Consider the following 25,644-nt stretch of genomic DNA (forward strand, 5'->3'; position numbering starts at 1 on the left):
GACCGGCATCCGCCGCCGCGCGCCGCGCCGACGGGCGTCCGCGTGCCGCCCTGAGTGGAGGTGACCCGCATGTGGGGGCGTGCGGAGCTGCCGCGGCTCGTGCTCGTCACGGTGGCCGCCGTGGCATCGGCCCTGCTCGTGGCGCGGCTGTCCGGGATCCTGGTACGCCGGGCGGCCCGCGGCCGTTACGCCCCGTTCCTCAACACCGTGCACAAGGAGTGCCACCGCCCCTGGACCGCGCTGCTGCTGGTCGCCGCGCTCTTCGCCGGGCTGCCGTTCTCCGGGCTGACCGGTCATCCCCGCCGGACGATGGGACACGTGCTGCTGCTGGCGCTGATCTACGCGGCGTCGTGGCTGGCGGTGCGGGTGCTGTTCGTCTTCGAGGAGACCGCCTACCGGCGGCTGCCCGTGGACATGGTGGACAATCGGCGCCGCCGGCGGGCACGCACGCAGATCGGCCTGCTGCGCCGGCTCACCGCTGTCATCATCACGATCGTCGCCCTCGCCGCCACCATGATGACGTTCTCGCAGCTGCGCGCGATCGGCGCGTCGTTGCTCGCCTCCGCCGGTATCGCCGGACTGGTCGCCGGGCTGGCCGCGCAGTCGCTGCTGGCGCACGTCTTCGCCGGGCTGCAGCTCGCCTTCAGCGAGCAGCTCCGCCTCGACGACGTCGTGGTGGTGGAGCAGGAGTGGGGCCGCATCGAGGAGATGCGGCTGACGTACGTGGTGGTGCGGGTCTGGGACGAACGACGCCTGGTCCTGCCGACCACCTACTTCACCACCACCCCGTTCCAGAACTGGACCCGCAACGAGGCGCAGGTCCTGGGGGCGGTCACCCTGCACGTGGACTTCACCGCGGACATGGAGGTGCTGCGCGCGGAGGCGAAGCGCATGGTCGAGACGTCGGCGCTGTGGGACCGGCGGGAATGGGTGATGCAGGTGGTCGACGCGACGCCCTGCACGATGTGCGTACGGGTGCTCGCCTCCGCCGCCGACGGCCCCAGCTCGTGGGACCTGCGCTGCGAGATCCGCGAGGGGCTGATCCGGTTCCTGCACACGCGGCATCCGCAGTGGCTGCCCCGCGAGCGCAGTCAACTGCTGGGCAGCGGCAACGGCACGGTGCGGGGCGTGGTCGCGGGCGGCACGGACGAGCCGCGCGCGTGAACGCGGACATCACCAGGCGTCGGTGGTGGCCGAGCGATCGGCCGCGTCGGTGGTGGCTGAGCCATCGGCCGCGTCCGGACCGGCGTTCCGCCGTCGCCCGAGCGCCGCCCGGAACGCGTCGCGGGTCACCCCGTGCTCCGCGAGCCGCAGCCCGCCGGGCGTCCGTCCGTCCTCCCCGATCAGCGCCGCGAGCAGATGCTCCTCGTCGACGAGGTCATCGCCCAGCTCGTCGGCCTCCCGGCCTGCGGCCGCGACCAAACGGCGCAGCCGCGTGGTGAACAGCCGCTCGTCGGGCTCGGCATCGGCGCCGGGGACCCGCGGTCGCAGGGCGAGCTCCTCCTCGAGCTGCACGCGCAACGGGTCGGGGTCGGCACCGAGCTCGGCGACGAGCCGCGCCCCGCTCCGCCCCGGTTCCTCGACCAGCGCCAACAGCAGATGCTCGCCGTCCACCTCGGTGTTCTCAAGGCGTGCGGCCACGCGCCGGGCCGCATCCAGTGCCTCGCGCGCCTCCGGCGTCAACCGTTCCATGCCGCCTCCCCACCCGCTCGTCGACCACAGTGGATCATCGGTCACCCCTACGCAGGACCACCCGCCACCACCACCGCGGCCGGGCGCAGCCGCCACTCGCCGTCGCCGTACCCCGGACGCACGACGTGCAGGACCGTCCCGGCCGGCGCGTCGCTGTCGGTCTCCGGCAGTACGGCCACCACCTCGTGCGCGGCGGGCTCGAACGGCACCCCGGTCTCGTCGTGCCGGGGATAGCCGAGCTCCGCGAGCACCGCGACCGCCTCGTCACGCGCCGCGGCCAGGCCCTCGGCGAGCGCCCCGGCGTCGCCGCGCGGAAGCTCCAACGCGCGCTCGATCCGATCCAGCACCGGCAGCCAGGCCGCCACCACCCGCGCCCGCTCGGCCACCCGCTCGGCGATGACCTGCCGCTCGTGCCGCGCACACACCCCTTCCAGCTCGGTCAACGCCTCGCGCAGTCGCTCCGCCACCGCGGCGAGCCCACCGTCGGGCGACGGCACCGCCCGCCGTGTCGTCGGCGCGCCGGGCTCGGGCCACACCGGGTCGGGTTGCTGGTGGCTCATCGCTCACCTCGGCCGGAAGTCCGCCTCGATCACGTCGTCCGCGGGCTCGTCGACCGGCTGCGACCGCTCGGAGCCCGCCGACACGGCGCCGCCCGGCTCCCCGGCCGGCGTCTCGCGGGCCAGCAGCGTCCGTTCGAGCTGCTGCAGCTCCGCCGCGAGCGTGCCGATCCGGTCCGCCGGCCCCTGCTCCCGGACGGCCTGCCGGGAGTCCTCGACGAGCAGCTCTGCGCGCGCCCGCTCATGCTCCGGCGCGGCCTCCGCGAGCTCCGCGAGGCGCCGCTCGACCTGCGATGCCAACGACTCCAGTTCGGTGCGGCCGTCACTCATCTGGCTCATCCTCCGGTGCTCGGCGCGGTGCGCGTGGATCGGCACGGCACGCCGCGGCCGCAGGCGCCGCGACGGACCGGCGGGTCGAGGCGGTCTCCGTCGGGCCCATCATCGGCGGTGTCGGGGTGAGCCGGACTCGCCCCCGGCGGGTGACGCTCTGGCGGCGCCGGCAACTGCGACGAGCCGCCGGCGGCCGCCCCACCACCGTGGTAGCTTCAGTCGCGTTGCCAGCCGCGCCGCTCGACACGGCGGTTGGCGGAGGGGGTACCGGACCTCCCCCGATCGCCGCGACGCGCACCGCAGCACGTGCAGGGCATGGTCGTCGACATGGTTCGTCTCCGCGGGGGTGGGACGAATGCGCGAGGACGTGACCCGGGTCGGACGGGGCCGGCCCGACCGCCGCGGGGCGGCCCGGGACGAGCCGACCATCGCCGCGCATCCGGTTCTGCCGCGCCTGCCCGGCCCGCTCGTCGAGCGGCCGCGGCTGAGCAGCCTCCTCGACGCCGGCGGCGCCCGCCCGGTCACGGTGCTCGCCGCGCCCGCCGGCTGGGGCAAGACGACCCTGCTGAACGTCGGCGCCCGCCGGGCCGCCGCCCACCACCCGGTCGCCTGGGTGACGGTCCCGCCCGGCGACGACAGCCACTTCTGGAGCCGGGTCCACGCCGCGCTGCCACCGGACGTGCGCGGCGAGCCGCCGCCCCGCGCGCCGGACGAGCGTTATCTCACCCGACTCGCCGACGCGCTGGCCCGGCAGCCGGCGCCGACGCTGCTGATCCTCGACGAGCTGGACCACGTCCGGAACGCCCGGGTCCTGCAGGGCGTGGCCTTTCTGCTGCGGCACGGCGTCGGACGGCTGCGGCTGCTGATCGCGGCGCGCACGCCGCCGGCGCTGCCGCTGCACCGCTGGCGGCTCACGGGTGAGCTGACCGAGCTGGGCCCGCGGCGACTCGCGTTCAGTCGGGCCGAGACGGCGCGGTACCTCGTCGGCCACGGCCTGCCGCTGGCCCGGCCCGAGCTTGACCGGCTGCAGGCCCGCACCGGGGGCTGGCCGGCTGCCGTACGGCTGGCCACGCTGGCGCTGGCCCACGCAGCAACCGGCGAGGCGGAGCCGTTCGCCGAGCATCTCGTGGCGCGGTTGCCCGACCGCGAGCCGCGCGGCCTGCGCGACGTGCTGCTGGACACGTCGATCGTGGACGATGTGACCTCCGGGCCGCCCGCCGACCCGGAGTTCGCGGTGGCGCACGCCGCCGCCCGGCCCGGTCCCGGGCCGGCCGGGGCCGCGCTGCGGGTGGCCGAACGCGCCGCGCAGCCGTTCGTCGGCCCCCGGCGGGCCCGCTCAGCGGTCATCGCCACCGCGTTGTGCCTCGCCGACGCGCAGCAGGCCGGCGATCGGGACCGGGTGCGGGTGCTCGCGGCGCGACTGCTCACCCTGGCCGCGCCCGGCGAGGGCCGCGGCCGCGACGCGTCGGAGCCGGCGGCGGCGCAGGCGATCGCGCTGACCGCGCTCGGCGAGGAGGCGCTCGCTGCGGGCGAGCTGGCTGCCGCCGAACTGCGGCTCGGGGCCGCCGTTGCCGCGGCGTACCGGTGCGGTCTGCAGGCGGCGCGGGCGGCGGCGCTCGGCCGCCTCGCCTTCCTGCGGGCCCTCCGCGGCGAGCTCACCGCCGCGCGGACCGCGGCGCGCGCGGCGATCGGCGCCGGACGGGACGGGCAGCCGTGCCGGACGCCGGGGGCCGGGTACGCGTATCTCGCGCTCGCGCTCGCGGCGTTCTTCCGGGACCGGCTCGACGACGCCGAGACGCAGCTCTGCCTCGCGGCCGGCGACCACGACCTGGCCCTGCCGGCGTGGGTCGGCGCGCTGCGCGCCCTGGTGCGGAGCGCCACCGGCGATCGGCGGGGGGCGATGGCCGCGCTGCGCGCGACGCGACGGCGGCGGGGCCGGCCGGCGCCGGGCCGTTGCGCGGGGCAGTGGTGCGCCGCGGTGGAGGCGGAGCTGCTGCTCGGCGGCGGCGACCCGGACGCCGCGCGACGCCGGCTCGCGCCCCTGGTCGAGGGGCCCGCCGGCCCGCCGGCGCTGTTCGCCGTGACGCTGGCGCGGGGCGCGCTCCGGGACGGGGATCCGCACGTCGCGACCCGGCTGCTGCCGCCGTGGACCGAGGACCACGGGCTGCCGGTGCCGGTGCGGTTGGCGGCGGCCGTCGTCGAGGCGCGGGCGGCACGGGATCTCGGTGACCAGCGGCGGACGCACGCGGCACTGGCGCGGGTCCGGGAACTGGCCGAGCCGGAGGGCTACCGGCGGGTCTTCGGCGAGGTCGTGCCGGCGGCGCCGGCCCAGCTGGCCGAGCAGCCCGCGGGCATGGCGGTGTCGGCGGGCGGCCCGTCGGCGGAGACGCCGGCCGACCCGGCCGGGGACCCGCTGACCGATCGCGAGCTGACCGTGCTGCGTCATCTGCAGGGCGTGCTGTCGAATGTGGAGATCGCCGCGGAGCTGCGTCTGTCGGTCAACACCGTGAAGACGCACGTCCGCAGCATCTACCGCAAGCTGGACGCGTCGCGGCGACGGGAGGCGGTGCGGCGGGCTCGGGAGCTGCGGCTGCTCTGACCTCGCAACCCCGGCTCGGTCGAACGCGGGTGTGCGGCGCGCAGCAGCGGGTACCCGCGCGCCATGACCGTCAACCCGATCCAGTTGCAGAAGTTCCTCGGCGGCCTGGACTACCCGGTCGGCAAGGAGGATCTGCTGCGGCGGGCGCAGGAACTCGGCGCCGACACCAACGTGCTGCAGACGATCCGGTCGTTGCCCGCGGACCGCTTCAACTCACCGAACGATGTCAGCGAGGCGCTCGGCGAGCTGCGGTGACGTGGCGCGAGCCGCGTCGACGGGATCCGCCGTCACGACGCCATGCCCGCGCCGGCCTCGTCGATCGCCGCGTCCACCCGGCGTGCCAGGTCGATGTCGAGCGCGGTCACCGCACCCTCGGCCTGTTGCGTCCGTACCACCAGGCGCGCCGTGTCCGGACTGAGCCGGCCGATGTGCGGCGCGCGGCCCACGTCGTCGCGGAGCGCGGTCAGCCGACGGAGCACCCGCTCCAGGTTCGCGCTCGGCAGCGTGATCTCCCGCGCCAGCCCGTTGGAGGTCAACGTCCAGTACGGCAGCCGTCCCAACGCGGTGGCCAGCTCCTCGCCGCTGAGCGGCGCGGTGTGACCGGTCGGCCCGACCAGCCCGCCCCCGGCGTTCGGCGGCGCCGTCAGCTCGTGGACGCCGTCGGGCAGGTGCAGCCCCTCGATCACCGTGGGGTCCTGTTCCATCAGCACGCTGAGGACGGCCTGACAGTTGTAGCGCGCCTGCTCCGGCGGGCGGTGCGCGATCCGGCCGACCTCCCGGATGAAGCCGGGCAGGTCCCGCGGCGGGCCGGCGTCGACGACGCCGTGGTCGTTGTGCAGCTCGCGCGGCACGCCCTGCAGGAACCGTTCGCGCTCCATCTCGTCCAGCGCTCGCGCCAGCGCCATCACGGTGGCCTCCGCGGCGCGTCGCGCCTGGTCGAAGTCCAGCCCGGTACGCCGCCCGACCTCGGTCACGAGGTCGCGGTAGCGCACCACCGGCGGGGCCGCCGCCTGCGCGCCCGGCCCGTCGGGCTCGGGCATCGGCCACGGCCGTTCCGGCTCCTGCCGGACGGGCGGCCGCGCCGTGCCGGGGACGGGTTTGCGCGCCCCCGCGGGGGGTGGACCCTCGCGACGGTTCCGCGTCCGGTACTCGTGCTGTTTCGACGCGCCGGTCGTCACCCCGGCCTCGCTCGGGCTCAGCCCCGCTTCGCGGGCGTCGCGGGCCAGGGCCCGCCGGGCCTGGTTGGTGCCTTCCTTGTTCTTGCCGGTCATGGTGATTGAGGTTCCCGCCGTCGCGGCGACTAACCCTGGCCGGCGTAGGCGGTGACGGACGGGACCGCGAGCTCCACCTCCGCGGCCTCGTCCACCGGGCGCAGCGGCGTCACCGCCGCGTACCCGTCGGCGAGCAGCGCCAGATCGGTGCCGGGGGTCAGGCGGGCGCCGTTCTCCTCGATGGAGGTCCGCAGGTAGCCCTCGCCCGCCTCGGCGATGGCCATCTCCACCTGTCCGAAGTCGGCCAGCGCCGCCCGGCGGACCCCGCGCACCTCGGCGGCGGCGACGTCGGGCACGTTGAGGTTGAGCACAGTGCGCGCGGGCGCGGCGAGCAGCGCCGGGATGAGGTCGCGGGCGACGCCGGCGGCGGTGGACCAGTGCCGCACGTCGTCGTCGGCGCTGTCCAGCGCGGCGATCGCGGCCAACGCCCCGCCGAGGTGCGCCGCAGCGGGCGAGACGACGTCGAGGGAGACCGCCATCGCCCGGTAGCCGCGACCGGCCGCGGTCAGCGCCGCGCCGACCGTGCCGGAGTGCAGTACGGCGTGGCCGGCGTTGGCGCCCCGGTTGATGCCGGAGAGCACGAGCTCGGGGGGCGGGCCGAACGCGCCGAGGCTGGCCAGCACGACAATGTACGCCGGCGAGGCGTCCACGCCGTACGCCGGGGTGCCGGTCAGGTCCGCCAGCTCCTGGGGGCGCACGCCGACCCTGCCCTCCCGGGTCACCGCGGTCATCGCCGCGCTCATCCCGCTCGCCTCGGTCGCCGGCGCGGCGACCACGACGTCGAGCCCGTGCTCCACGGCCGCCCGGGCGAGGTACCGGATCCCCGGCGCGCCGATCCCGTCGTCGTTCGTGATCAACACCCGTGTAGATCTGTTCATGGGCTCTTTGTTGCCTTGCCGAGCGGATTCAACCTCACCCGTTTGATGACTTCCCGGATCGCCTGCGCCCGTCCCGTTCCCAGGCCGTGCCGCGTCACGTTGAGCGCGCCGGCGGCCGCCCCGGTCCGGATCGCCTCGTCCAGCTCGCCGCCGCGGGCCAGCACCGCGGAGACCCCGGCGGTCATCGAGTCGCCGGCCCCGCGCGGATCGGCCGTCTGCAGCCGCGGCACCTCCACCTCGAAGACGTCGCCTTCGAGCAGGGCCAGGGCGGGGTCGCCGGCGCGACTGATCAGCACAGTCTCCGCCCCCTCATCGTGCAGCCGGTGCAGCGCCGCCACGAATTCGTCGACGCTGTCGCCCGCGGCACGCCCGTCCCGCAGCAGCTCCTCGTGGCTCACCTTGAGGAAGCAGACCCCGCCGTCGAGGACCGCGGAGAGGTGATCGCCGGAGAGGTCGGCAACGACCCGGCCCCCGTTGCTGGTGAGGTCGCAGGCGAGCCGTCGGTAGACCTCGGGGGCGACGACGGAGGGATCGGCCGGCCCGCTGAGGATGCTGACCGCGGCGCGGAAGCCCTCGGCCAGCGCCATGCCGTACAGCTCGTCGAGCTCATGCCGGCTCAGCGGCGTGCCCGGCGACTCCGCGAACGCCTGCCGGCTGCCGTCCCGGCGGTCGTGGATGTACCAGCCGCTCGTCGCCTGCCGCCCGACCATCCGCAGCTCGATCCCCTCGGCGGTGATCAGCTGCTCCAGGACGGTCCCGGTCTCCCCACCGAGGACCGCGCAGAGCGTCACCGGCACGCCGAGACTGTTGATCATCCGCGCCTGCCAGATGCCCTGTCCACCGGGGTGCAGGTGCAGGTCGGGGCTGTCGCTCCCCTGCTCGATCGTCAGCGTGAGCTGCGGAAGGGGGGCGAAAACCATGACGTGTTGGCTCATCCGTCACATCGTGGCAGTTGTCCGACCCCGCCGGAGTGACATCCGGTGACACACGCCGATACCTGGCGTGAATTCCCGGCTTTCCCCCCGCCGTCGCCCGGGTGATCAAGGGGCCGGCAGCGCGGTCTACCGCCCGGCGCGCTGCCGGCCCCTTGATCACCGTTCGGGGCGGGAGATGTGAGGATGGGCCGCATGCGCGCAGTGATCTTCGACGACTTCGGCGCCCGGCCCGAGCTGCGGGACGTCCCGGACCCCGCGCCCACGCCCGGGGGCGCCGTCATCCGGGTCGAGGCGACCGGCCTGTGCCGCAGCGACTGGCACGGCTGGCAGGGGCACGACCCGGACGTCCGGCCGCCGCACGTGCCCGGCCACGAGTTCGCGGGGGTGGTCACGGCCGTCGGCGCCGGCGTCCGCGGGTGGCGCCCCGGCGACCGCGTCACCGCGCCGTTCGTCTGCGCCTGCGGACAGTGCCCGGCCTGCCTCGCCGGCGACCAGCAGGTCTGCGAGCGGCAGACCCAGCCCGGCTTCACGCACTGGGGCTCGTTCGCCGAGTACGTCGGCGTCGAGAACGCGGACGTGAACCTGATCCGGCTCCCGGACGAGCTCGACTTCCCGGCCGCCGCGGCGCTGGGGTGCCGGTTCGCGACGGCGTTCCGGGCGGTGGTCACCCAGGGCCGGGTCGCCGCCGGCGAGTGGGTGGCGGTGCACGGCTGCGGCGGAGTCGGGCTGTCGGCGGTGATGATCGCGGTCGCCTGCGGCGCCCGGGTGGTCGCCGTGGACGTCTCCCCCGGCGCGTTGGAGCTGGCGCGCCGGTGCGGGGCCGCGCTCTGCCTGGACGCGACCGCCCTGACCGGCCCGGGCGCGGTCGCCGCGGCGATCCGGGAGGCGACCGGCGGCGGAGCGCACCTGTCGCTCGACGCGCTGGGCAGCCCCGCCACCTGCGTCGCCTCGGTGGAGAGCCTGCGCCGCCGCGGGCGCCACGTGCAGGTCGGCCTGCTGCCACCCGCGCAGGGTCGCCCGGCGATCCCGATGGAGCGCGTCATCGCGCACGAGCTGGAGCTGCGGGGCAGCCACGGGATGGCCGCGCACGCGTACCCGGAGCTGCTCCGGCTGGTCACCGCCGGGGTGCTGCGCCCCGCCGAGCTGGTGACCCGCACCATCGACCTCGCCGAGGTCCCCGACGCGATGGCCGCGATGGCCGGGCCCGCCGCGGCGGGCGGGATGTGCCTGATCCGCCCGGCCTGACGCCCCCGGCACGCGGCGGCCGTCCGGACGGCTCGGCGCGTCAGCCGCTCAGCACCGGACGGCCGAAGAGCGCGGCGTACCCGGACGGCAGTTGCGTCAGCACGTCGTGGAGCTCACCGCCGGTGATCGCGTCGGCGACGGTGGAGAGCACCGCGCTGGCGTCCCACTGTGCGGTGCGGTCGCTGCCGCCGGTCCGCTCGGCCACCTGCGCCAGGAACTCCCGGGTGCTCAGCGCCTGCGCGGACGGCCCCGCCTGGTCGACGACGATCACCGCGGCCTGTACCGGAAGCTGCGAGGCGAGGTGCTGGGCCTCGCCGGGGTCGAGCCGCCGGGCGAGCACCGCCAGCACGACCTGGGCGATCCGCTCGGCCTCCTGCCGGTCCCGGTACCCGCCGCGGTCCCGCACGTTGTTCAGGAACTGGTCGTACCTCATCGCATCCCCCCATCGCCTGCGCCGGTCCGCGAGCCGCTACCCGGTCATCGCCTGAGGTACCCGCGCAGCCGACGGGGATGCGTAACCACCGACCGGCCGGGCCCCGACCGGCCGGGCCACCGGGGGCGCGGGGCGACGGCGCGGCGGCGTTTCCCGGCCCGCCCCACGGGTACGCCGGCCCGGTGCACCGCGCCGAGCCGCTCTCGTCGCCGCGACAGCGGCGCTACGACGACTGGCTGACGACGACCGCCGCGGACCTGCTCGCGCACGACGGGCGGCTGCGCGGGCTCGCGGTGCGGGTCCGCTTCGACGGCGGCGTGGCGCACCTGACCGGCGAGGTCGACGACGCCGACGATCTGCGTCGGGTACGGGAGGCGATCGGGCGGCTCGCCGGGGTGCACGCCGTCTGGGACCGGATCCGGGTGGCCGGGCGCGAGCCGGTGATCATCGACATCGGCTGCGGGGACACGCTGCAGTACCCGGGCAACATCGGCTTCGATCGGCGCCCCGGCGGGTCGGTCGCGGCCGTCGCCGACCTGGCGCAGGGGCTGCCGGTGGCCGACGCCACCGTGGACCAGATCTTCGCCGTGCACGTGCTCGAGCATCTGACGGACTTCCTGCGGCTCGTCGACGAGTGCCACCGGGCGCTGCGCCCGGCGGGCGTGCTGCACGTGTTGTCGCCGTGGTGGCGGCACGTGAACGCGGTCGCGGATCCGACGCACGTGCGCTTCTTCGACGTGCAGACCGTGAAGGGCATCTGCGCGCGGCCCGGACCGGTGCCCCGCTGGCGGCCGCAGCACGCCTCGTGCGACGGCGCCACGGTCTTCGCGGATCTGGTGGCGCTCGGGCCGGCCGACCCGGAGCCGGACGCCGGGCATCTGGCGCGGTTCTTCGACTGAGCCGCGCGCCGGTGGTCGGTGCGCGGGGACGGCGCGCGGCCGGGCCCGACCCCGCCGTGCCTCTCCAAACCGGACGGTGGTGCGGCAGCCGCCGAAGAAAATCACCGGGATCGGCCTCTACGACGGAAATCATCAGCCGATCGTGCGGATTTGATCAAACCCCCGCGCGCGTCCTTGACGGTGAACAACGTTCACCATACGTTTCGCACGCTCATCGGGCCCGGCGGCGTCCGCCGCCCGCCAGCGCGCCGCGTGCGGGGGCCACGGGGATCCTCGAAGAAAGAGACCGCACCACCATGACCAGTAGCAATCTGGCCACTCAGCCCGGGACGACCGCGCGCGCCGTCGCCGCCGGCGTCGAACGGGCCCGCAAGGCGTACGGCAGCGACAGCGCCGCCGTGGTCGCGCTCGACGACGTCACCGTCGACTTCGCCGCCGGTGCGTTCACCGCCATCATGGGACCGTCCGGGTCCGGCAAATCCACGCTGCTGCACTGCCTCGCCGGCCTGGACACGCTGACCTCCGGTCGGGCGTACATCGGCGACACCGACCTGGCCACGCTCTCGGACAACCAGCTCACCCTGCTGCGGCGCGACCGGCTCGGCTTCGTCTTCCAGGCCTTCAACCTGCTGCCCACGTTGACCGCCGAGGAGAACATCACGCTCCCGGCCGACCTGGCCGGGCGTCGCGTGGACCGCGCGTGGTTCGACCAGATCATCGACACGCTGCGGCTGCACGACCGGCTGACGCACCGCCCGGCGCAGCTCTCCGGCGGCCAGCAGCAGCGGGTGGCGGTGGCCCGGGCGCTGGCCTCGAAGCCCGACGTCGTCTTCGGCGACGAGCCGACCGGCGCGCTCGACTCCCGGACCAGCGCCGAACTGCTCGGGTTCTTCCGGTCCGCGGTCGACGACCTCGGGCAGACCGTGGTGATGGTGACGCACGACCCGATCGCGGCCTCCTACGCCGACCGGGTCATCTTCCTCGCCGACGGCCGGATCGTCGACGAGATGACCGGTCCGACCCGCGACGGCGTGCTGGAGACGATGAAGCGGCTGGGAGACTGACGTGCTCAAGCTCTCCCTGCGCAACCTCCTCGCGCACAAGCTGCGACTGCTGCTCACGGTCGCGGCCGTCACCCTCGGCGTGGCGTTCGTGTCGGGCACGTTCGTGCTCTCCGACACCATGGGCAAGGCGTTCGACCAGCTCTACGCGGGCCTCGCCAAGGGCATCGACGTCAACGTCCGGGCCAAGGCGGCCTACACCGACATCAGCACGCAGGGGCAGACACGGCCGATCGACGAGTCGGTCGTCGAGACCGTACGGCAGGTCCCCGGGGTGGACGCGGCCGAGGGCTCGGTGACCGGCTTCGCGCTGATCCTCGATAAGCAGGGCAAGCCGGTGCAGCCCGGCGGCGCGCCGACGCTGGGCGCCAGCTTGAGCGCGGACCGCAGCGTGACGGGCGCCTTCAGCTTCCGCGCGGGTGGCCCGGCGACCCGCCCCGACCAGGTGGTCATCGACGCTGGCAGCGCGAAGAAGGTCGGTTACCGGGTCGGCGACCGGGTGAAGATCGTCTTCCAGGACAGCACCCGCGAGTTCACGCTGGTCGGCATCTCGGGCTTCGGCGACAGCGACAGCATGGCGGGCGCCACCCTCGCGTCCTTCGAGAAGCGGACCGCCCAGGAGCTGCTCGGGAAGGTCGGCAAGATCGATGAGGTCGGGGTCCGGGCCGAATCCGGGGTCAGCGCCGAGGAGCTGCGCGACCGGATCGCCACGGTCCTGCCGGCCGGCGTCGAGGCGATCACCTCGCAGGACGCGGCGGACCAGAACGCCAAGGCCGTCCGCGACGGTCTCGGCATCTTCACCACGGTGCTGCTGGTCTTCGCCGCGGTCTCGCTGCTGGTGGGCTCGTTCGTCATCTGGAACACCTTCAACGTGCTGGTCGCCCAGCGCCGCCGCGAGGTCGCGCTGCTACGCGCGGTCGGGGCGGTACGCCGCCAGGTCCTCGGCGGCATCGTCATCGAGGCGATCGTGGTGGGGCTGGTCTCCGCCGCGCTCGGCATCGGCGCCGGTGTCGGTCTCGCCGTCGGCATCCGCGGGCTGCTGAAGGCGATCGGCATCGAGGTCCCGACCACCACGGCGGTGGTCGCGCCGCGTACGGTCGTCGCGGCGCTGCTGGTCGGCGTCGTGGTGACCGTCGGCGCGGCGGTCATCCCGTCGTGGAAGGCGACCCGGGTCGCCCCGATCGAGGCGCTGCGGCAGGCCACCCCCGTCACCGGACGCATCGGGCGGGCACGGCAGATCGCCGGCCTGGTTCTGCTGCTCGCCGGCGCCGCGGGGCTGGTCGCCGCCGCCGTGGCCGGCAACCAGCCCGGGCTGACCGGGCTGAGCACCCTGGTGGCGTTCGCCGGCCTCGTCACGGCCGGCCCGCTGCTGGCCCGCGGCATCGCCCGGCTGGCCGATCGGGGTCGCCCCGGCGGCGGCTGGCGCATCGCCGCCCGCAACGTCGGCCGGGCCCCGAAGCGCGCCGCCGCGACCGCGCTGGCCCTGACCATCGGTCTCGCGGTCGTCTGCGCCGTCTCGGTGACCGCCTCCTCCACGAAGGTGTCGGTCGCGGACTCGGTGAACGGCGGCAACCGCTCGGACCTGATCCTCAAGCCGACCGCGGCCCAGGGCGGCGGCATCAGCCCGGCCGCCGCGCAGATCCTGCGGGCGCGGCCGGACGTGTCGACCGTGGTCGAGATGCGGTTCAGCGGCGCCCAGGTCAACGGCGTGAACGGCTTCGTCGCCGGCGTCGACGCCGCCGGGATCGCCGGCGTCGCGGACCTCGGCATCCGCTCCGGCGCGCTCGCCGATTTCCGGGACGGCACGCTGCTGCTGTCGACGAAGCAGGCCAAGGCGATCGGCGCGACGGTGGGCGACACGCTGACCGTGACCTTCCCGGAGACCGGCGCCACCCGCCTGCGGGTCGCGGCGACGTTCGAGCGGGAGTCGCTCATCGGCACCGGGTACGTGCTGACGCTGCCCGACTACGCGCGGCACGTCACCTCCCGGCTGGACGCCGCGATCCTCGTCAAGGCGGCGCCCGGGGTGGACCGGGCGCAGGTCAAGACGGCGGTCACCGCCGTGCTGAGCGGATACCCGAACGTCAAGGTCAGCGATCCCGCCGAGCTGACGAAGGACGCCCAGGCGTCGGTGAACCAACTGCTCGGCATCGTCACGGCGCTGCTGCTGCTCGCGGTCATCGTGGCCGTGCTCGGCATCGTCAACACGCTGGTGCTCTCGGTCGTCGAGCGCACCCGCGAGCTGGGGCTGATGCGCGCGGTCGGGGCGACGCGGCGGCAGGTCCGCACGGTCGTCCGCCGCGAGTCGGTGCTCATGTCGCTGCTCGGCGCGCTCGCCGGCGTCGCGCTCGGCACCGGCGCCGGGGTGGCGCTGGCCCGGTCGCTCGCCGCGGAGGGCATCACCGCGGTGAGCGTGCCGGTGGGCACCCTGCTGACGTACCTCGTCGTCGCGGCGCTGGTCGGGGTGCTGGCCGCGATCGGGCCGGCCCGGCGCGCCAGCCGGGTCGACGTGCTGCGCGCGATCAGCTCCGAGTAACCCGCCCCGCCACGTCATCGGGCCCGCTCCGGCAATCCGCCGGGGCGGGCCCGACCGCGTCCGCCGCCGCTTGCGGCGTCGACCCGTTAGCTCGGCCGGAACCCGGGTACCCGCCGTGCACGCGTCCCCGCGCCGGGACGCTCGAGCCACCGGGGGTGGGATTGTCTGGGCTGCCACGCGCCGGCCGGGACACCTACGTCCTGCGCGGGTTGCTGCACTGCGACCCCTGTGGCCAGCTGATGATCCCGACCTGCACCTCCACCGGCGGCCGCTACTACGGCTGCCCGCACCGCGACTGTCCCCGGATGCTCGTGCCGGCCGACCGGACCGAGGCGCGGGTCTGGCAGGAGTACGTGCGCGGCGCCGCGGACGCCGCGGGAACGCCGGAGCCGGGACGGCACGAGCTGCTGGTCGCCGCGCTGCGGCGGGTGACCGTCGGGGCGGCCCCCGACGACCTCCACTACCACTGGCGCCCCGGCCGCGGCGGCGCGCACACCACGGAGTAGCGCACATGATGCCAACTGCCACGATCGCCGACGACCTCCCGCCCCGAACGGGAGAATCCCGAGGTATGGCGCTGGGACGGCGGTGGACGTGGCTCGCGGTGCTGGGGGTCGGACTGCTCCTCTACTTCCTGGTGCTGTCCACCCTGGTCGCCACGCAGAACCCCAACCTCGTGCCCGTCATGCTCCTGCTCGGCGCGACCGTGATCCCGGCCGCGTTCGTGACGTTCATGGCGAACCGGGCCCCGACCTGGCAGGTTTCCGCGCCCACGCTCGCGGCGTTCGCGCTCTTCGGCGGGGTCCTCGGCGCGGTTATGGCCGGTCTGCTCGAATACAACACCCTGCGCCACCTGCAGTGGTTCCCGGCGCTGCTGGTCGCCGTGATCGAAGAGGCGGTGAAGCTGGCGATCCCGGCGGCGGTGCTGTTCACGCGCTGGCTGGGGCGACCGGGACGGATGGCCGACGGGCTGGTGGTCGGCGCCGCCACCGGCGCCGGTTTCGCGGCGCTGGAGACCATGGGGTACGCCTTCGTGGTGCTACTGGACTCCAAAGGGGACGTTGGCGCGGTGGAGGTCACGCTGTTCCTGCGGGGACTGCTCGCCTCCGCCGCGCACCTGGCGTGGACCGGCGTCGCCGGCGCCGCGTTGTGGCGGGTCTACCTGCACGGCGGGCGGACCCGCCTGATCTCGTTGATCGCGGCCTTCATCGGCGTGGTCGCGCTGCACACGATCTGGAACGCCGTTCCCGGACCGCTCACCTTCGTCGTGGTCGCGGCGGTCTCGATCGGCTGGCTGCTCTGGGAGCTGCACCGCAGCCGCACGCCCGAGGAGGCGTGACGCGCTCGTCGCCTCACTCCGGCGCCGGGCCCGCCGCGCCGCCGGCACGGTCCGGTTCGCAGTCGTCCCGGCCCCGCGGCGGCGCCGCGTCCACCCGGTCCCGCAGCGTCTCCCCCGCGGGCGTCGTAGCGGCCACGACGAGCCCGCGGGGCGGCTCGGCGGCGACGAGCGGCCGCGGGGCGCACGCCGGATAGTCGGAGAGGGCGCTCGGAGCGGAAAGGATCGCGTCGGCGCGGCGCGGGTCGCCGACCAGCACCGGCCAGGCACGCACGTTGACACAGTCGCGGGCGGCCGGGCCGGCCCAGGCCGGCGGGTCCAGCATGGACAGAAACCGGCCGGCCGTGACGACCAGTACGACGTGCGTGCCGAGCAGGGCCCGGCGCAGCACCGCGTCGCGTGGCGCCTCGTAGTCCCGCCACGGCAGGTCGTTGTGCACCTCGACCCGCAGCCGCAGCGCGCCGTGCGGCCCGTCGAGACGATGAGCGCCGACCTCCAGCGCGCCGGAGATCGGCCAGCGACGGCGGACCAGCCGGGCCGTGGGGCGACGTGCGGAGAGCGTCTCTGTCTCCTGCCCGCCGGGCACCGTGAACGGCACCCGGCGTACGCCCCGGGGCAGCTCCGCCACGGGCAGCGCGACGTCCACCTCCCGCTCGACCGCCTCGTCCCAGCCGGCGAAACGGGTGCCCGCCACCCACGCCGACGGCACCGGCCGGTACCGTCCGTCCGCGTCCGCCAGCTCGACGCCGCGCGACTGGGCCTGCAGGAACCGCAGCCGGATCCGCAGCGTCGCGTCCGGAACGGGCAGCAGCAGGCACTCCGTCTGCGCGCTGTCGTGCTCGCCGCTCTGCCGCCGCGCCCCCGGCGGCACCAGCACACCGAGCTGATGGCGCTCGCCGCGGTCGCGCTGCCCGGCACGGTACGGGAATCGCAGGTAGCCGGCGTAGAACGTGCCGTCGGCGATCGCCGTGGCCTGCCGCAGCACGTCGGTGGTGCGGTGCACGTCGCACTCCCTCCCGCGCCCACGGCGCCCTGCCCGCCGCGGCCGGTACCTCAGCCCCGTCCCACCTCACGCAGCGTCAGCTCCCACAGCGCGTGGCAGATCGTCGTCTGCGCCTCCTGCACGCGCTGCGGCGATGGCGACGGGACCACGAACAGGTAGTCGACACTGTCCAGTTCCGCCATGAGGCCCCCGTCGTGCCCGGTGATCGCGACCGTGAGCATCCCGCGCCGGTCCGCCGCCTCGAACCCGCGCACCAGGCTGGCGGAACCGCCGCCGGTGCAGATCCCGACCGCGATGTCACGGGCCCGGCCGAGCGCGGCCACCTGCCGGGAGAAGACCGAGTCGCAGCCCACTCCGGTGCTCGGGGGCGTGACCGCCGCCACGTCGGTGGTCAGCGCGAACGCCGGCATGGCGCGGAAGACGCCCTCGGACCGTGCGTCCCGGGGGCACAGGAACAGTCGCACCAGCTCCTGCGCGTCCGTGGCGCTGACGCCGTTGGCGAAGGCGAGGAGACGCCCGCCGGCGGTGAACGAGGCCGCCATTGAGCGCGCACACGCCGCCAACCGATCGGCGTCGCGTTCCAGGACCGTACGGCGCAGCGCCACAATCTCGTCGATCCGCTCCGCGGCGGCGCGGCGGACCCCCGCCAACACCGCGTCGAGGTCGCCGTGCTGCGCGGTGAGGAAGGGATAGAGCGGCACGTTGAGGCTCGCGTCGCCGGCCACCCCGGTGGGACCGGCGCCGTCCCGGTCACGCGGACGCGGCTCGGACCCGGGCGCGGTCATGACAGCGCCTCCGTTCCGGGCACGCGCGGTTGCTCCAGGAACACCTGCACCAGCTCCGCGAGGATGTGGTAAATCGTCACGTGGCCCTCCTTGACCACCTGTGGGTCGTGGGAGCGCACGATCAGCAGATGGTCCACGCTGGCCAGTGCCGCAAGGTCGCCGCCGTCGCCGCCGGTGAGCCCCACGGTGAGCAGGCCGGCCGCGCGCGCGGCCCGCAGGCCGCGCAGCACGCTGTCGGAGTGGCCGTCGGTGGAGATCCCGAGCGCGACGTCGTCCGCGGCGGCGACCACGGGGATCTGCCGGGCGAAGATCTCCGGCAGCCCCGAGCGCTCCGCGATCCCGGTCAGCGTCGCGACGTCCGCGGTGAGTGAGATCGCCGGTAGCGGGCGGGTCCCGGCGACGGCCGGGTGAACGAACTCGGCGGCGACGTGGGCGGCGTCGGTGCTCGCCGCGCCCGTGCCGAAGACGATCAGCTTGCCCCCGCGCTGCAACCGCAGCGCCATCGCGTGGCAGGCCCGTGCGATGGCCTCCGCGTCGTCGGCCACTCCGGCGACCGGCGCCACCCGCCGGTCGAAGATCTCGGCGACGCTGAGCTCGTCCGCCGACCGCCCCATCGCGGCCCCCTTCCCCCGCCTTCGGCGAAGACCGGATGGCGGGTCCACCGCCTGCCCCCGGTACGGCTCGCCGGCTGAGCGTGCTGCGCGATCGGCTCCGACTGTATGCCGACCATCGGTGGGCGTCGGGCGAGTCCCGGAAAGTCGCCCCGATCGGCCCGAGCACGCCCGCCAGCCCAGTCGGGCACGGCGGGCATGGCGGCCACGGCGCAGACCGTGAAAGCGTCTCGGATCGCGGCGGTCGGCCGATATGGTGAGCCTGCGCGCCACATTCGGCGGCCCGTGGCGGCCGCGGCGGACTTCCTCTTCCCCGGTTGGCTGTTCGAGCGGGCCTGCCCGCGCCACGCCGCGACGCATCCACATCGGCTCGGCAGCGCCGCTCCCGGCGGCCGCGGCAAGGTGTACCCGACGAGCGAGCAGGAATCGGCGAAGATGGCAGCGGACCAGGCGCAATCGCCCCCGGCGGCTTCGGCGACCGCTACCACGGCCGAGTTGCCACCCCGGTTGCGCGCGTCCCGGCACCGGCACGCCTGGGCCGGCGACGGGTACGCCCACATCGAGGTGCGGTGCGGGCCGGGCGAGCTGTGTCCGCAGGACGCCGCGCGGCTGGAGCAGGCGGTCGAGGCGGCCGACGGGGTGCGGTGGGCGGCCTGGAACGGCGCGCTGCGGCGCGTGGTGGTCAGCTTCGACCCCGCTCGGGTGCGGTTGGCGGACCTGGTGGCCGCGGTGGAGACGGTGGAAGGGCGCGACGGCCGGATCGGCGAGCCGGCGGAGGGCAGCCCGGACGTCGATCCCGCCGTCCGGGACGCCGTCTCGCTGGCCGGCGACCTGATCGGCGCCGGGGTCGGGCTGGCGGGTCGGGCCCTGCGGCTGCCGGCGGTGCCCGCCGAGCTGGCCGCGCTGACGGCGGCGTTCGAGATCCCGCGGCTGCGCCGGCGGCTGCGTCGCGTTCTCGGCACGGTCCGCGCCGACCTCGGTCTGGCGCTGGCGTCGTCGGCGATCGCCGCCGCGTCCCAGCGCCCGCTGGCCAGCCTCACCGACGCGGCGCTGCGGGTCGGGATGCTGGCGGAGACCGCGGCATACCGGGACGCCTGGGCGCGCCGCGCGCCGGAGCTGCACCGCGACCGGGAGTCCAGCCGGGCGTCGGCTCCGGCGGTCGGCGCCCGGCCGCGGCCGCTGCCCGGCGGCCCGATCGAGCAGTTCGCGGAGCGGATCAGCACCGTCACGCTGCTCGCCGGCAGCGCGCTGCTGCCGCTCTCCGGGAAGATCACACAGGCCGCCCGGGCGGTCACCACCGGCTCGCCGCACGGCGCGCACCTGGGACGGCAGGCGTACGCGGCGCAGCTCGGCCGGGTGCTGGCGCGCCGCGGCGTCATCGTCCGGGATCCCGAGCCGCTGCGCCGGCTCGACCGGGTCGACACCGTCATCATCGAGGCCTCGGCGTTGACCACCGGCCGCAGCGTGGTCACCCACGTCGTGCCGGTGCGCGGCACCGCCGAGGACGCCCGCGCGCGCGCCACCGAGCTGCTCGAACGGGACCACGGTGACGCCGGTTCGCCCGCGCGATGGCGGCTGACCGCTCCCTCCGCGCTGGAGGCGCCCCTGCCGGCCGAGGCGATGGCGCGGCTGGACGAGATCGGGGCCGGCCGCGGCGACGTGCTGGCCCTCGCGGAGGGGACGGATCTGGTCGCGCTGCTGCGGGTGGAGATCGCGCTCGACCCGCTGGCGCCCGCGCTGGCCGCCGCGGCGCGCAGGGTGGGCCGGCTGCTGATCGCGGGACTGGGCTCGCAGGTGGGACAACGCGTGCACGCCGACGGCTCGGTCGCGGGCGGGTCCCGGCTGGCGGACTCGGTGCGCACGACCCAACGAGACGGGCACGGCGTGCTGCTGATCGCCGCCCGCAACGACGCCGCGCTGGCGGCCGCCGACTGCGGGATCGGGATCCTGAGCGACGGGCGGCGCCCGCCGTGGGGCGCGCATCTGCTGTCCGGACCGGGCCTGGAGAACGCGTGGCTGGCGCTGGAGGCGACCACGCTGGCCCGGCACGTCAGCGGGCGCAGCGTCCGGCTGTCGCTGCTCGGCTCCGCCGCCGGCGCGCTGCTCGGACTCTTCGACACCCGCCCACAGGCGGGCCGGAACGCCCTGCTCGCCGGCGGTGTCGCCGCGCTCGCGAACCTCGCGAACGGCGTGTGGGCGGCACAGCGGCTGGCCCGGCGCCCCCTTCCGGTGCCGGACGACGTCGTGCCGTGGCACGCGCTCTCCGTCGATGACGTGCTGCACACGCTCGAGACGTCGACGGCCGGCCTGTCGGACGCCGAGGCCGCGAAACGCCGCGACGACCAGATCGACGAGCCGGCCGACGGCGAGGAACGCGGCCTCCTCACGGCGACCCTGGACGGCCTGAACACCCCGCTCACCGCGCCGCTGGCCGCCGGCGCGGGCGTCTCGGCGGCCAGCGGCTCCCCCGTCGACGCCGTGCTGGTGCTCGCGGTCATCCTCGCCAACGCGCTGCTCTCCGGCGCCCAGGAGGTGACCGCCGGCCGGGCGCTACGCCAGCTGCTCACGGCCGCGGCCGTCCAGGTCCGGCTGATCCGTCCCGACGGGGTGCGTCAGGTGCCGGCCGAGCAGCTGGTGCCGGGCGACCTGCTGGCGCTCGAGCCGGGCGACGCGGTGCCCGCCGACTGCCGGCTGATCGAGGCGGCCGGGCTGGAGATGGACGAGTCCAACCTGACCGGGGAATCCGTTCCGGTGCGCAAGACCGTGACGCCGAGCCTGGCTGCCGCGGTGGCCGACCGGAACAGCATGGTGTACGCCGGCACCACGGTCGCGGCCGGCACCGGCGCCGCCGTGGTCGTCGCCACCGGACGGTCGACCGAGGCGGGGCGCAGCGCGCACGGCGTGACTGAGGAGGCCCCCGGGGGCGGCGTGCACGCCCGGCTGCAGAAGCTCACCTCGGCGACGATCCCCGCCGCGGTGGCGGCGGCGGCCGGCGTGCTCGGCAGCGGGCTGCTGCGCGGCCGGGTCGCCGAGTCGATGACCTCCTCGGTCGCGCTGGCCGTGGCCGCGATGCCCGAGGGGCTGCCCTTCGTCGCCACCGCCGCGCAGCTCAGCGCGAGCAAGCGGCTCGCCCGGCACGACATTCTGGTACGCGACCCGCGGGCGATGGAGGCGCTCGGGCGGGTCGACGTGATCTGCTTCGACAAGACCGGCACGCTGACGCACGGGCGGATCGGGCTGCACAGCGTCTCCGATGGGCGGCGGGCCGAGCCGGCCGCGCGGCTCGGCCCGGCGTACCGGGAGGTGCTCGCCGCCGCGCTGCGCGCCACCCCGCAGCCCGACGGCGACGAGCCGTTGCCGCACCCCACGGACCACGCGGTGCTGACCGGCGCGCGGGACGCCGGCGTCGACACCGGCGACGGCGCGCCGGGGTGGCGGGTGCTGGGCGAGCTGCCGTTCGAACCGGGACGGGGCTTCCACGCGGTGCTGGGGCGGCTGGCGGAGGCGGGTCTGATCACTGTCAAGGGGGCGCCGGAGATCGTGCTGCCGCGCTGCGGGGCGTGGCGCCGGGACGGCCGGTCGGCGCCGCTGACCGAGGCGGATCGGGACGGCGTGCACGCCGAGGTCGAGCGGATGGCGCGGCAGGGGCTGCGGGTCCTGGCGGTGGCGGAACGGCGCGCGTCGGCGCGCGACGACCTCGACGACGGCCGGGTGGAGCGGCTGGAGCTGTGCGGGCTGCTGGGACTCGCCGATCCGCCGCGCGAGACCGCGCCCGAGGCGGTACGGCGGCTGCGCGACGCCGGGGTCACGGTGGTGATGCTGACCGGCGACCATCCGAGCACCGCGGAGGCGATCGCGGGGCACCTCGGCCTGCTCGACGGGGGCGGCGTGGCCGCCGAGGGCGGCGGGGGCGGCGCGGCCGACGGGGGCGGCGTGGTCACCGGGGCGCGGCTGGACGACGCCGACCGGCCGGAGTTCGACGCGATGGTCGGCGGCGCGCGGGTGTTCGCCCGGGTCAGCCCCGCGCACAAGGTCGCCGTGGTCCGGGCGTTGCGCCGGCTCGGGCACGTCGTGGGCGTCACGGGCGACGGCGCGAACGACGCGCCCGCGATCCGGCTCGCGGACGTGGGCATCGCGCTGGGCGGGCACGGCACGACCGCCGCGCGTCAGGCGGCGGACATGATCGTGGCGGACAGCCGGATCGAGACGATCGCCGACGGCGTGATCGAAGCGCGGGCGATGTGGGTCGCGGTCCGCGACGCGCTGTCGCTGCTGCTCGGCGGCAACCTCGGCGAGATCATGTTCACCCTCGGATCGTCGGTCGTCGCGGCGCGCCAGCCGCTGAACGCCCGTCAGCTCCTCTTCGTGAACCTGCTGACGGACCTGCTGCCGGCCATCACGGTCGCGGTGCGCCCGCCCCGGCACGTCACCGCGGAGGCGCTGACCCGCGAGGGGCCGGACGCGTCGCTCGGCAGCGCGCTGTCCCGGGACGTGGCCCGGCGGGCCACGGCGACGGCGGTGGCGACCACCGGGAGCTGGCTGCTGGCCCGGTTCACCGGCACGCGCACCCGGGCCAGCAGCGTCGCGCTGGCCTCCCTGGTGGCCAGCCAGTTGGGGCAGACCGTGGTCGCGTCCCGTGGCGACCCCGTCGTGCTGGCCGCCGCCGGCGTGTCGATGGCGGCCCTGGTCGGGGCCGTGCAGACGCCGGTCGTCAGCCGATTCTTCAGCTGCCGTCCGCTCGGTCCGGTCGGCTGGGGCATCGTGCTCGGCTCGGCCGCCACGGCGACCGCGCTCGCCGCGGTCCCGCTCCCCTTCGGTCAGCCGCCGGGCCGCACCGGGCCCGCGCTGCCCCCGCGGCGATGACGCCGGGGGCAGCCGGGCGACGACCGCGCCCGGCGAGCGGAGATCGCCGGTGATGCGGCGCAGCGCCCGCGGCGAGGTGGCGCCGCTCTGGCTCCAGAGGATCGCCGCGCTCGCCGCGGGCGTCGTCGCCGGGTTGCTCGCCGGCCTGTCGCAGCCACCGCTGGTGGCGGCGCTGGTCGGCTGGGACATGACCGCCGCGGTCTACCTGGCCGGGGCGTGGCTGACGATCGCGCGGCTGGACTCGGCCGCGACCGCCCGGCTCGCGGTGCGCCAGGACCCGAACCGGGCGCTCGCCGACGCGTTGCTGCTGGTCGCCTGCCTCGCCAGCCTGCTCGCGGTGGCGATCGTGGTGGGGACCGCGTCGTCGAGCCCGGGTATGGACAAGACGCTGCACGTGGCGCTCGGCGTGGTCAGCGTGCTGCTGTCCTGGATGGTGGTGCACACCGTCTTCACCACCCGCTACGCCCGCCTCTACTACACCGGCCCCGACGGCGGCCTCGACTTCCACCAGCCCGACCCGCCGTGTTACGCCGACTTCGCCTACACGGCCTTCACGGTGGGCATCACGTTCCAGGTCTCCGACACCAACGTCAGCACCCGCGAGATGCGGGCCGCGGTGCTGCGCCACGCCCTGGTGTCGTACCTGTTCGGCGCGGTCATCATCGCCGGCACCATCAACCTGATCGCCGGGCTGGCCCGGTGACCCGCCCGGACCCGCCGGTTCGCCGTCGCGGCCGCCGGGTCGGACACTAGCGTGGCGGTGGTGGTCGGCACCGCGATCGAGGAGTACGCGCTGCTGTCCGACCGGCGTTCGGCCGCGCTGGTCAGCCGGGACGGCTCGGTGGACTGGCTGTGCTTCCCCCGCTTCGACAGCCCGTCGCTGTTCGCGGCGCTGCTCGACGACGACGCCGGAAGCTGGTCCATCCGCCCGGCCGGCCCGGCGACCGCCACCCGCCGTTACCTGACGGCGACGATGGTGCTCGAGACCCGGTTCCGGGCCGCCGACGGCACGCTCACCGTCACCGACGCGCTGGCCACCGGCGGCGACCGCGACCCGCACGCGTTGGGGGCCCACGCCCCACACCTGCTGGTCCGCTCGGTGGCCTGCCTCGACGGCGCCGTCGACGTCCAGGTGCGGTTCCGCCCGCGCCCGGAGTACGGACTCGTGGTGCCGTTGCTGGTCCCGGTCGACGGCGGCATCAACGCCCGCGGCGGCCCGGCGAGCACCGTGCTGTCCAGCCCGGTCCCGCTGACGATCGACGAGGGCGCGGCGCACGGGACCGTGCGGTTGCGGGCCGGGCAGACGGTGCGGTTCGCGCTGCACTGGGGACCGTTGGACGGACAGCGGCCGCGGGCGTACGGCGACGCCGAGCTGGGCGGGGAACTGGATCGCACGGTGCGGGCGTGGCGGGCGTGGTCGGAGTTGCACCAGAACTACCAGGGGCCGTGGCGGGACGAGGTGCACCACTCGGGCTGCGTGCTGCAGGCACTGAGCTACCAGCCGACGGGGGCGATCGTGGCGGCGCCGACCACCTCGCTGCCGGAGACGGTGGGGGGTGAGCGCAACTGGGACTACCGCTACACCTGGATCCGCGACGCGTCGTTCACGATGGACGCGCTCTGGGTGGCGGCCTGCCCGGACGAGGCGGCGGAGTTCTTCGCGTTCATGACGACCGCGACGGCGACGCCGCGGGCCGGAGCCCGCCTGCAGATCATGTACGGCATCGCCGGCGAGCACGACCTCTCCGAGCGGGTGCTGCCGCACCTGTCGGGCTGGCGCGGCAGCCGGCCGGTCCGGGTCGGCAACGGCGCCTGGTCGCAGCAGCAACTCGACGTGGCCGGCGAGCTGCTCGCCACGGCGGCGCTCTTCGCCGACCGGCTCGACGCGGCCGACCCGACGTTGCGCGCGTTCCTGCCGAACCTCGCCGAGACGGTGACGCAGGTGTGGCGGGAGGCCGACTACGGCATCTGGGAGGTGCGCGGCGCGCCGCAGCACTTCCTCTACTCGAAGCTGATGTGCTGGGCGGCGCTGGACCGGGCGGTGACGCTGGCGGACCGGCTCGGGGCCGGCGAGCGGACCGGGGGGTGGCGGGCGGCGCGCGACGAGATCCGCGCGACGATCCTGCGGGACGGCTGGAACGACCGGATCGGGGCGTACACGCAGGCGTTCGGCTCCGACGCGCTGGACGCCTCCGCGCTGCTGCTGCCGATCGTCGGCTTCCTGCCCGCCGACGATCCGCGGATGCGCGCCACCGTCGAGGCGATCGCGGCCGGGCTCACCGACGAACGCGGGCTGCTCTACCGCTACCGTCCCGAGCTCGGCCTGGACGGGCTGTCCGGCCGGGAGGGCGCGTTCCTGCCCTGCACGTTCTGGCTCGCGCACGTGCACGCGTTGGCCGGGGACGTCGACGCGGCGCGCCGGGTGTTCGGCCGGGCGGTCGGGTACGCCAACGACGTGGGGCTGCTCGCCGAGGAGGTCGACCCCGCCACCGGCGCGCTGTTGGGCAACTTTCCGCAGGCGTTCAGCCACATCGGGCTGGTCAACGCGGCGTGGGCGATCGCGCAGGCCGAGTCCCGCGCCCGGTCCGGCAACGGGGCCTGATTCGGCTC

22 protein-coding genes are annotated in these 25,644 nt (G+C 75.6%); 12 read left to right on the forward strand and 10 right to left on the reverse strand.

The features are described from left to right. Positions 1-69: 69 nt before the first annotated feature. Positions 70-1,164, forward strand: coding sequence for a mechanosensitive ion channel family protein (locus BLW47_RS19690; protein WP_091560409.1), 1,095 nt, complete (start codon positions 70-72; stop codon positions 1,162-1,164). Positions 1,165-1,173: 9 nt separating this feature from the next. Here the strand turns inward: BLW47_RS19690 and BLW47_RS19695 are convergent, their stop codons facing one another. From BLW47_RS19695 to BLW47_RS19705, 3 genes are read right to left on the reverse strand one after another with little or no spacing between them, the layout of a single operon-like run. Continuing rightward, positions 1,174-1,692, reverse strand: a complete 519-nt coding sequence (locus tag BLW47_RS19695) for a Clp protease N-terminal domain-containing protein (protein ID WP_091559999.1) — start codon at positions 1,690-1,692, stop codon at positions 1,174-1,176. A gap of 47 nt (positions 1,693-1,739) precedes the next feature. After that, a complete protein-coding gene (locus BLW47_RS19700; RefSeq protein WP_091560003.1) occupies positions 1,740-2,252 on the reverse strand; it encodes a nucleotide exchange factor GrpE in 513 nt (170 codons plus the stop codon). A 3-nt stretch (positions 2,253-2,255) separates the two neighbouring features. After that, a complete protein-coding gene (locus BLW47_RS19705) occupies positions 2,256-2,579 on the reverse strand; it encodes a hypothetical protein (RefSeq protein WP_139307378.1) in 324 nt (107 codons plus the stop codon). A 355-nt stretch (positions 2,580-2,934) separates the two neighbouring features. On the opposite strand from BLW47_RS19705, the gene BLW47_RS19710 reads away from it, so the two are divergent. Both BLW47_RS19710 and BLW47_RS19715 read left to right on the forward strand, forming a co-directional pair. Then, complete coding sequence (locus BLW47_RS19710; protein WP_091560009.1) at positions 2,935-5,178, forward strand: helix-turn-helix transcriptional regulator; 2,244 nt, start codon at positions 2,935-2,937, stop codon at positions 5,176-5,178. A gap of 63 nt (positions 5,179-5,241) precedes the next feature. Further along, a complete protein-coding gene (locus tag BLW47_RS19715; protein WP_091560014.1) occupies positions 5,242-5,433 on the forward strand; it encodes a DUF2795 domain-containing protein in 192 nt (63 codons plus the stop codon). A 32-nt stretch (positions 5,434-5,465) separates the two neighbouring features. Here the strand turns inward: BLW47_RS19715 and BLW47_RS19720 are convergent, their stop codons facing one another. The 3 genes from BLW47_RS19720 to BLW47_RS19730 are packed head-to-tail and all read right to left on the reverse strand — an operon-like array spanning position 5,466 to position 8,262. Further along, positions 5,466-6,449, reverse strand: coding sequence for a DUF2267 domain-containing protein (locus tag BLW47_RS19720; RefSeq protein WP_091560017.1), 984 nt, complete (start codon positions 6,447-6,449; stop codon positions 5,466-5,468). Between the two features lie 29 nt (positions 6,450-6,478). After that, positions 6,479-7,327, reverse strand: coding sequence for a 5'/3'-nucleotidase SurE (gene surE, locus BLW47_RS19725; protein ID WP_091560019.1), 849 nt, complete (start codon positions 7,325-7,327; stop codon positions 6,479-6,481). After that, positions 7,324-8,262: a 1-phosphofructokinase family hexose kinase gene (locus tag BLW47_RS19730; RefSeq protein WP_175543723.1), complete on the reverse strand. Its 939-nt coding sequence runs from the start codon at positions 8,260-8,262 to the stop codon at positions 7,324-7,326. The genes surE and BLW47_RS19730 overlap by 4 nt, the downstream gene beginning before the upstream one ends. A gap of 192 nt (positions 8,263-8,454) precedes the next feature. Between BLW47_RS19730 and BLW47_RS19735 the strand changes: the two genes are divergently transcribed. Further along, positions 8,455-9,507: a zinc-dependent alcohol dehydrogenase family protein gene (locus tag BLW47_RS19735; RefSeq protein WP_091560027.1), complete on the forward strand. Its 1,053-nt coding sequence runs from the start codon at positions 8,455-8,457 to the stop codon at positions 9,505-9,507. Between the two features lie 40 nt (positions 9,508-9,547). Here BLW47_RS19735 and BLW47_RS19740 read toward each other — a convergent pair whose 3' ends face one another. After that, positions 9,548-9,940, reverse strand: coding sequence for a DUF2267 domain-containing protein (locus BLW47_RS19740; protein WP_091560029.1), 393 nt, complete (start codon positions 9,938-9,940; stop codon positions 9,548-9,550). A 77-nt stretch (positions 9,941-10,017) separates the two neighbouring features. Between BLW47_RS19740 and BLW47_RS19745 the strand changes: the two genes are divergently transcribed. From BLW47_RS19745 to BLW47_RS19765, 5 genes are all read left to right on the forward strand, one after another. Then, positions 10,018-10,839, forward strand: coding sequence for a BON domain-containing protein (locus tag BLW47_RS19745; RefSeq protein ID WP_091560032.1), 822 nt, complete (start codon positions 10,018-10,020; stop codon positions 10,837-10,839). A gap of 296 nt (positions 10,840-11,135) precedes the next feature. Continuing rightward, positions 11,136-11,903 carry an ABC transporter ATP-binding protein gene (locus BLW47_RS19750; protein WP_091560035.1) on the forward strand — a complete coding sequence of 256 codons (768 nt, stop codon included), beginning with the start codon at positions 11,136-11,138 and terminating at the stop codon, positions 11,901-11,903. A gap of 1 nt (position 11,904) precedes the next feature. Continuing rightward, the gene (locus tag BLW47_RS19755; RefSeq protein WP_091560038.1) at positions 11,905-14,436 is read left to right on the forward strand and encodes an ABC transporter permease; all 2,532 of its coding nucleotides are present in this window, start codon (positions 11,905-11,907) and stop codon (positions 14,434-14,436) included. Positions 14,437-14,591: 155 nt separating this feature from the next. Continuing rightward, entirely contained in the window at positions 14,592-14,942 is a 351-nt protein-coding gene (locus tag BLW47_RS19760; protein WP_139307379.1) for a recombinase zinc ribbon domain-containing protein, read from the forward strand. Positions 14,943-15,007: 65 nt separating this feature from the next. Continuing rightward, a complete protein-coding gene (locus BLW47_RS19765) occupies positions 15,008-15,775 on the forward strand; it encodes a PrsW family glutamic-type intramembrane protease (protein WP_091560045.1) in 768 nt (255 codons plus the stop codon). Positions 15,776-15,788: 13 nt separating this feature from the next. Here BLW47_RS19765 and BLW47_RS19770 read toward each other — a convergent pair whose 3' ends face one another. From BLW47_RS19770 to BLW47_RS19780, 3 genes are read right to left on the reverse strand one after another with little or no spacing between them, the layout of a single operon-like run. Then, on the reverse strand, positions 15,789-16,775 hold the full coding sequence (locus tag BLW47_RS19770; RefSeq protein WP_091560049.1) for a hypothetical protein: 987 nt from the start codon (positions 16,773-16,775) through the stop codon (positions 15,789-15,791). A gap of 50 nt (positions 16,776-16,825) precedes the next feature. Further along, positions 16,826-17,560 (reverse strand): D-sedoheptulose-7-phosphate isomerase, encoded by a 735-nt coding sequence (locus BLW47_RS19775; RefSeq protein ID WP_091560053.1) that lies wholly within the window; start codon positions 17,558-17,560, stop codon positions 16,826-16,828. Next, positions 17,557-18,174, reverse strand: a complete 618-nt coding sequence (locus BLW47_RS19780; RefSeq protein ID WP_091560054.1) for a D-sedoheptulose-7-phosphate isomerase — start codon at positions 18,172-18,174, stop codon at positions 17,557-17,559. Before BLW47_RS19780 ends, BLW47_RS19775 begins: the two co-directional genes overlap by 4 nt. 282 nt (positions 18,175-18,456) lie before the next feature. On the opposite strand from BLW47_RS19780, the gene BLW47_RS19785 reads away from it, so the two are divergent. The 3 genes from BLW47_RS19785 to BLW47_RS19795 are packed head-to-tail and all read left to right on the forward strand — an operon-like array spanning position 18,457 to position 25,636. After that, positions 18,457-23,034 carry a cation-translocating P-type ATPase gene (locus BLW47_RS19785; RefSeq protein ID WP_091560057.1) on the forward strand — a complete coding sequence of 1,526 codons (4,578 nt, stop codon included), beginning with the start codon at positions 18,457-18,459 and terminating at the stop codon, positions 23,032-23,034. A 52-nt stretch (positions 23,035-23,086) separates the two neighbouring features. Continuing rightward, entirely contained in the window at positions 23,087-23,737 is a 651-nt protein-coding gene (locus tag BLW47_RS19790) for a DUF1345 domain-containing protein (protein WP_091560060.1), read from the forward strand. 60 nt (positions 23,738-23,797) lie between these two features. Further along, a complete protein-coding gene (locus BLW47_RS19795; RefSeq protein ID WP_091560412.1) occupies positions 23,798-25,636 on the forward strand; it encodes a glycoside hydrolase family 15 protein in 1,839 nt (612 codons plus the stop codon). Positions 25,637-25,644 lie beyond the last annotated feature (8 nt).

Source organism: Micromonospora pattaloongensis (assembly GCF_900107255.1).
Lineage (GTDB): Bacteria > Actinomycetota > Actinomycetes > Mycobacteriales > Micromonosporaceae > Micromonospora_I > Micromonospora_I pattaloongensis.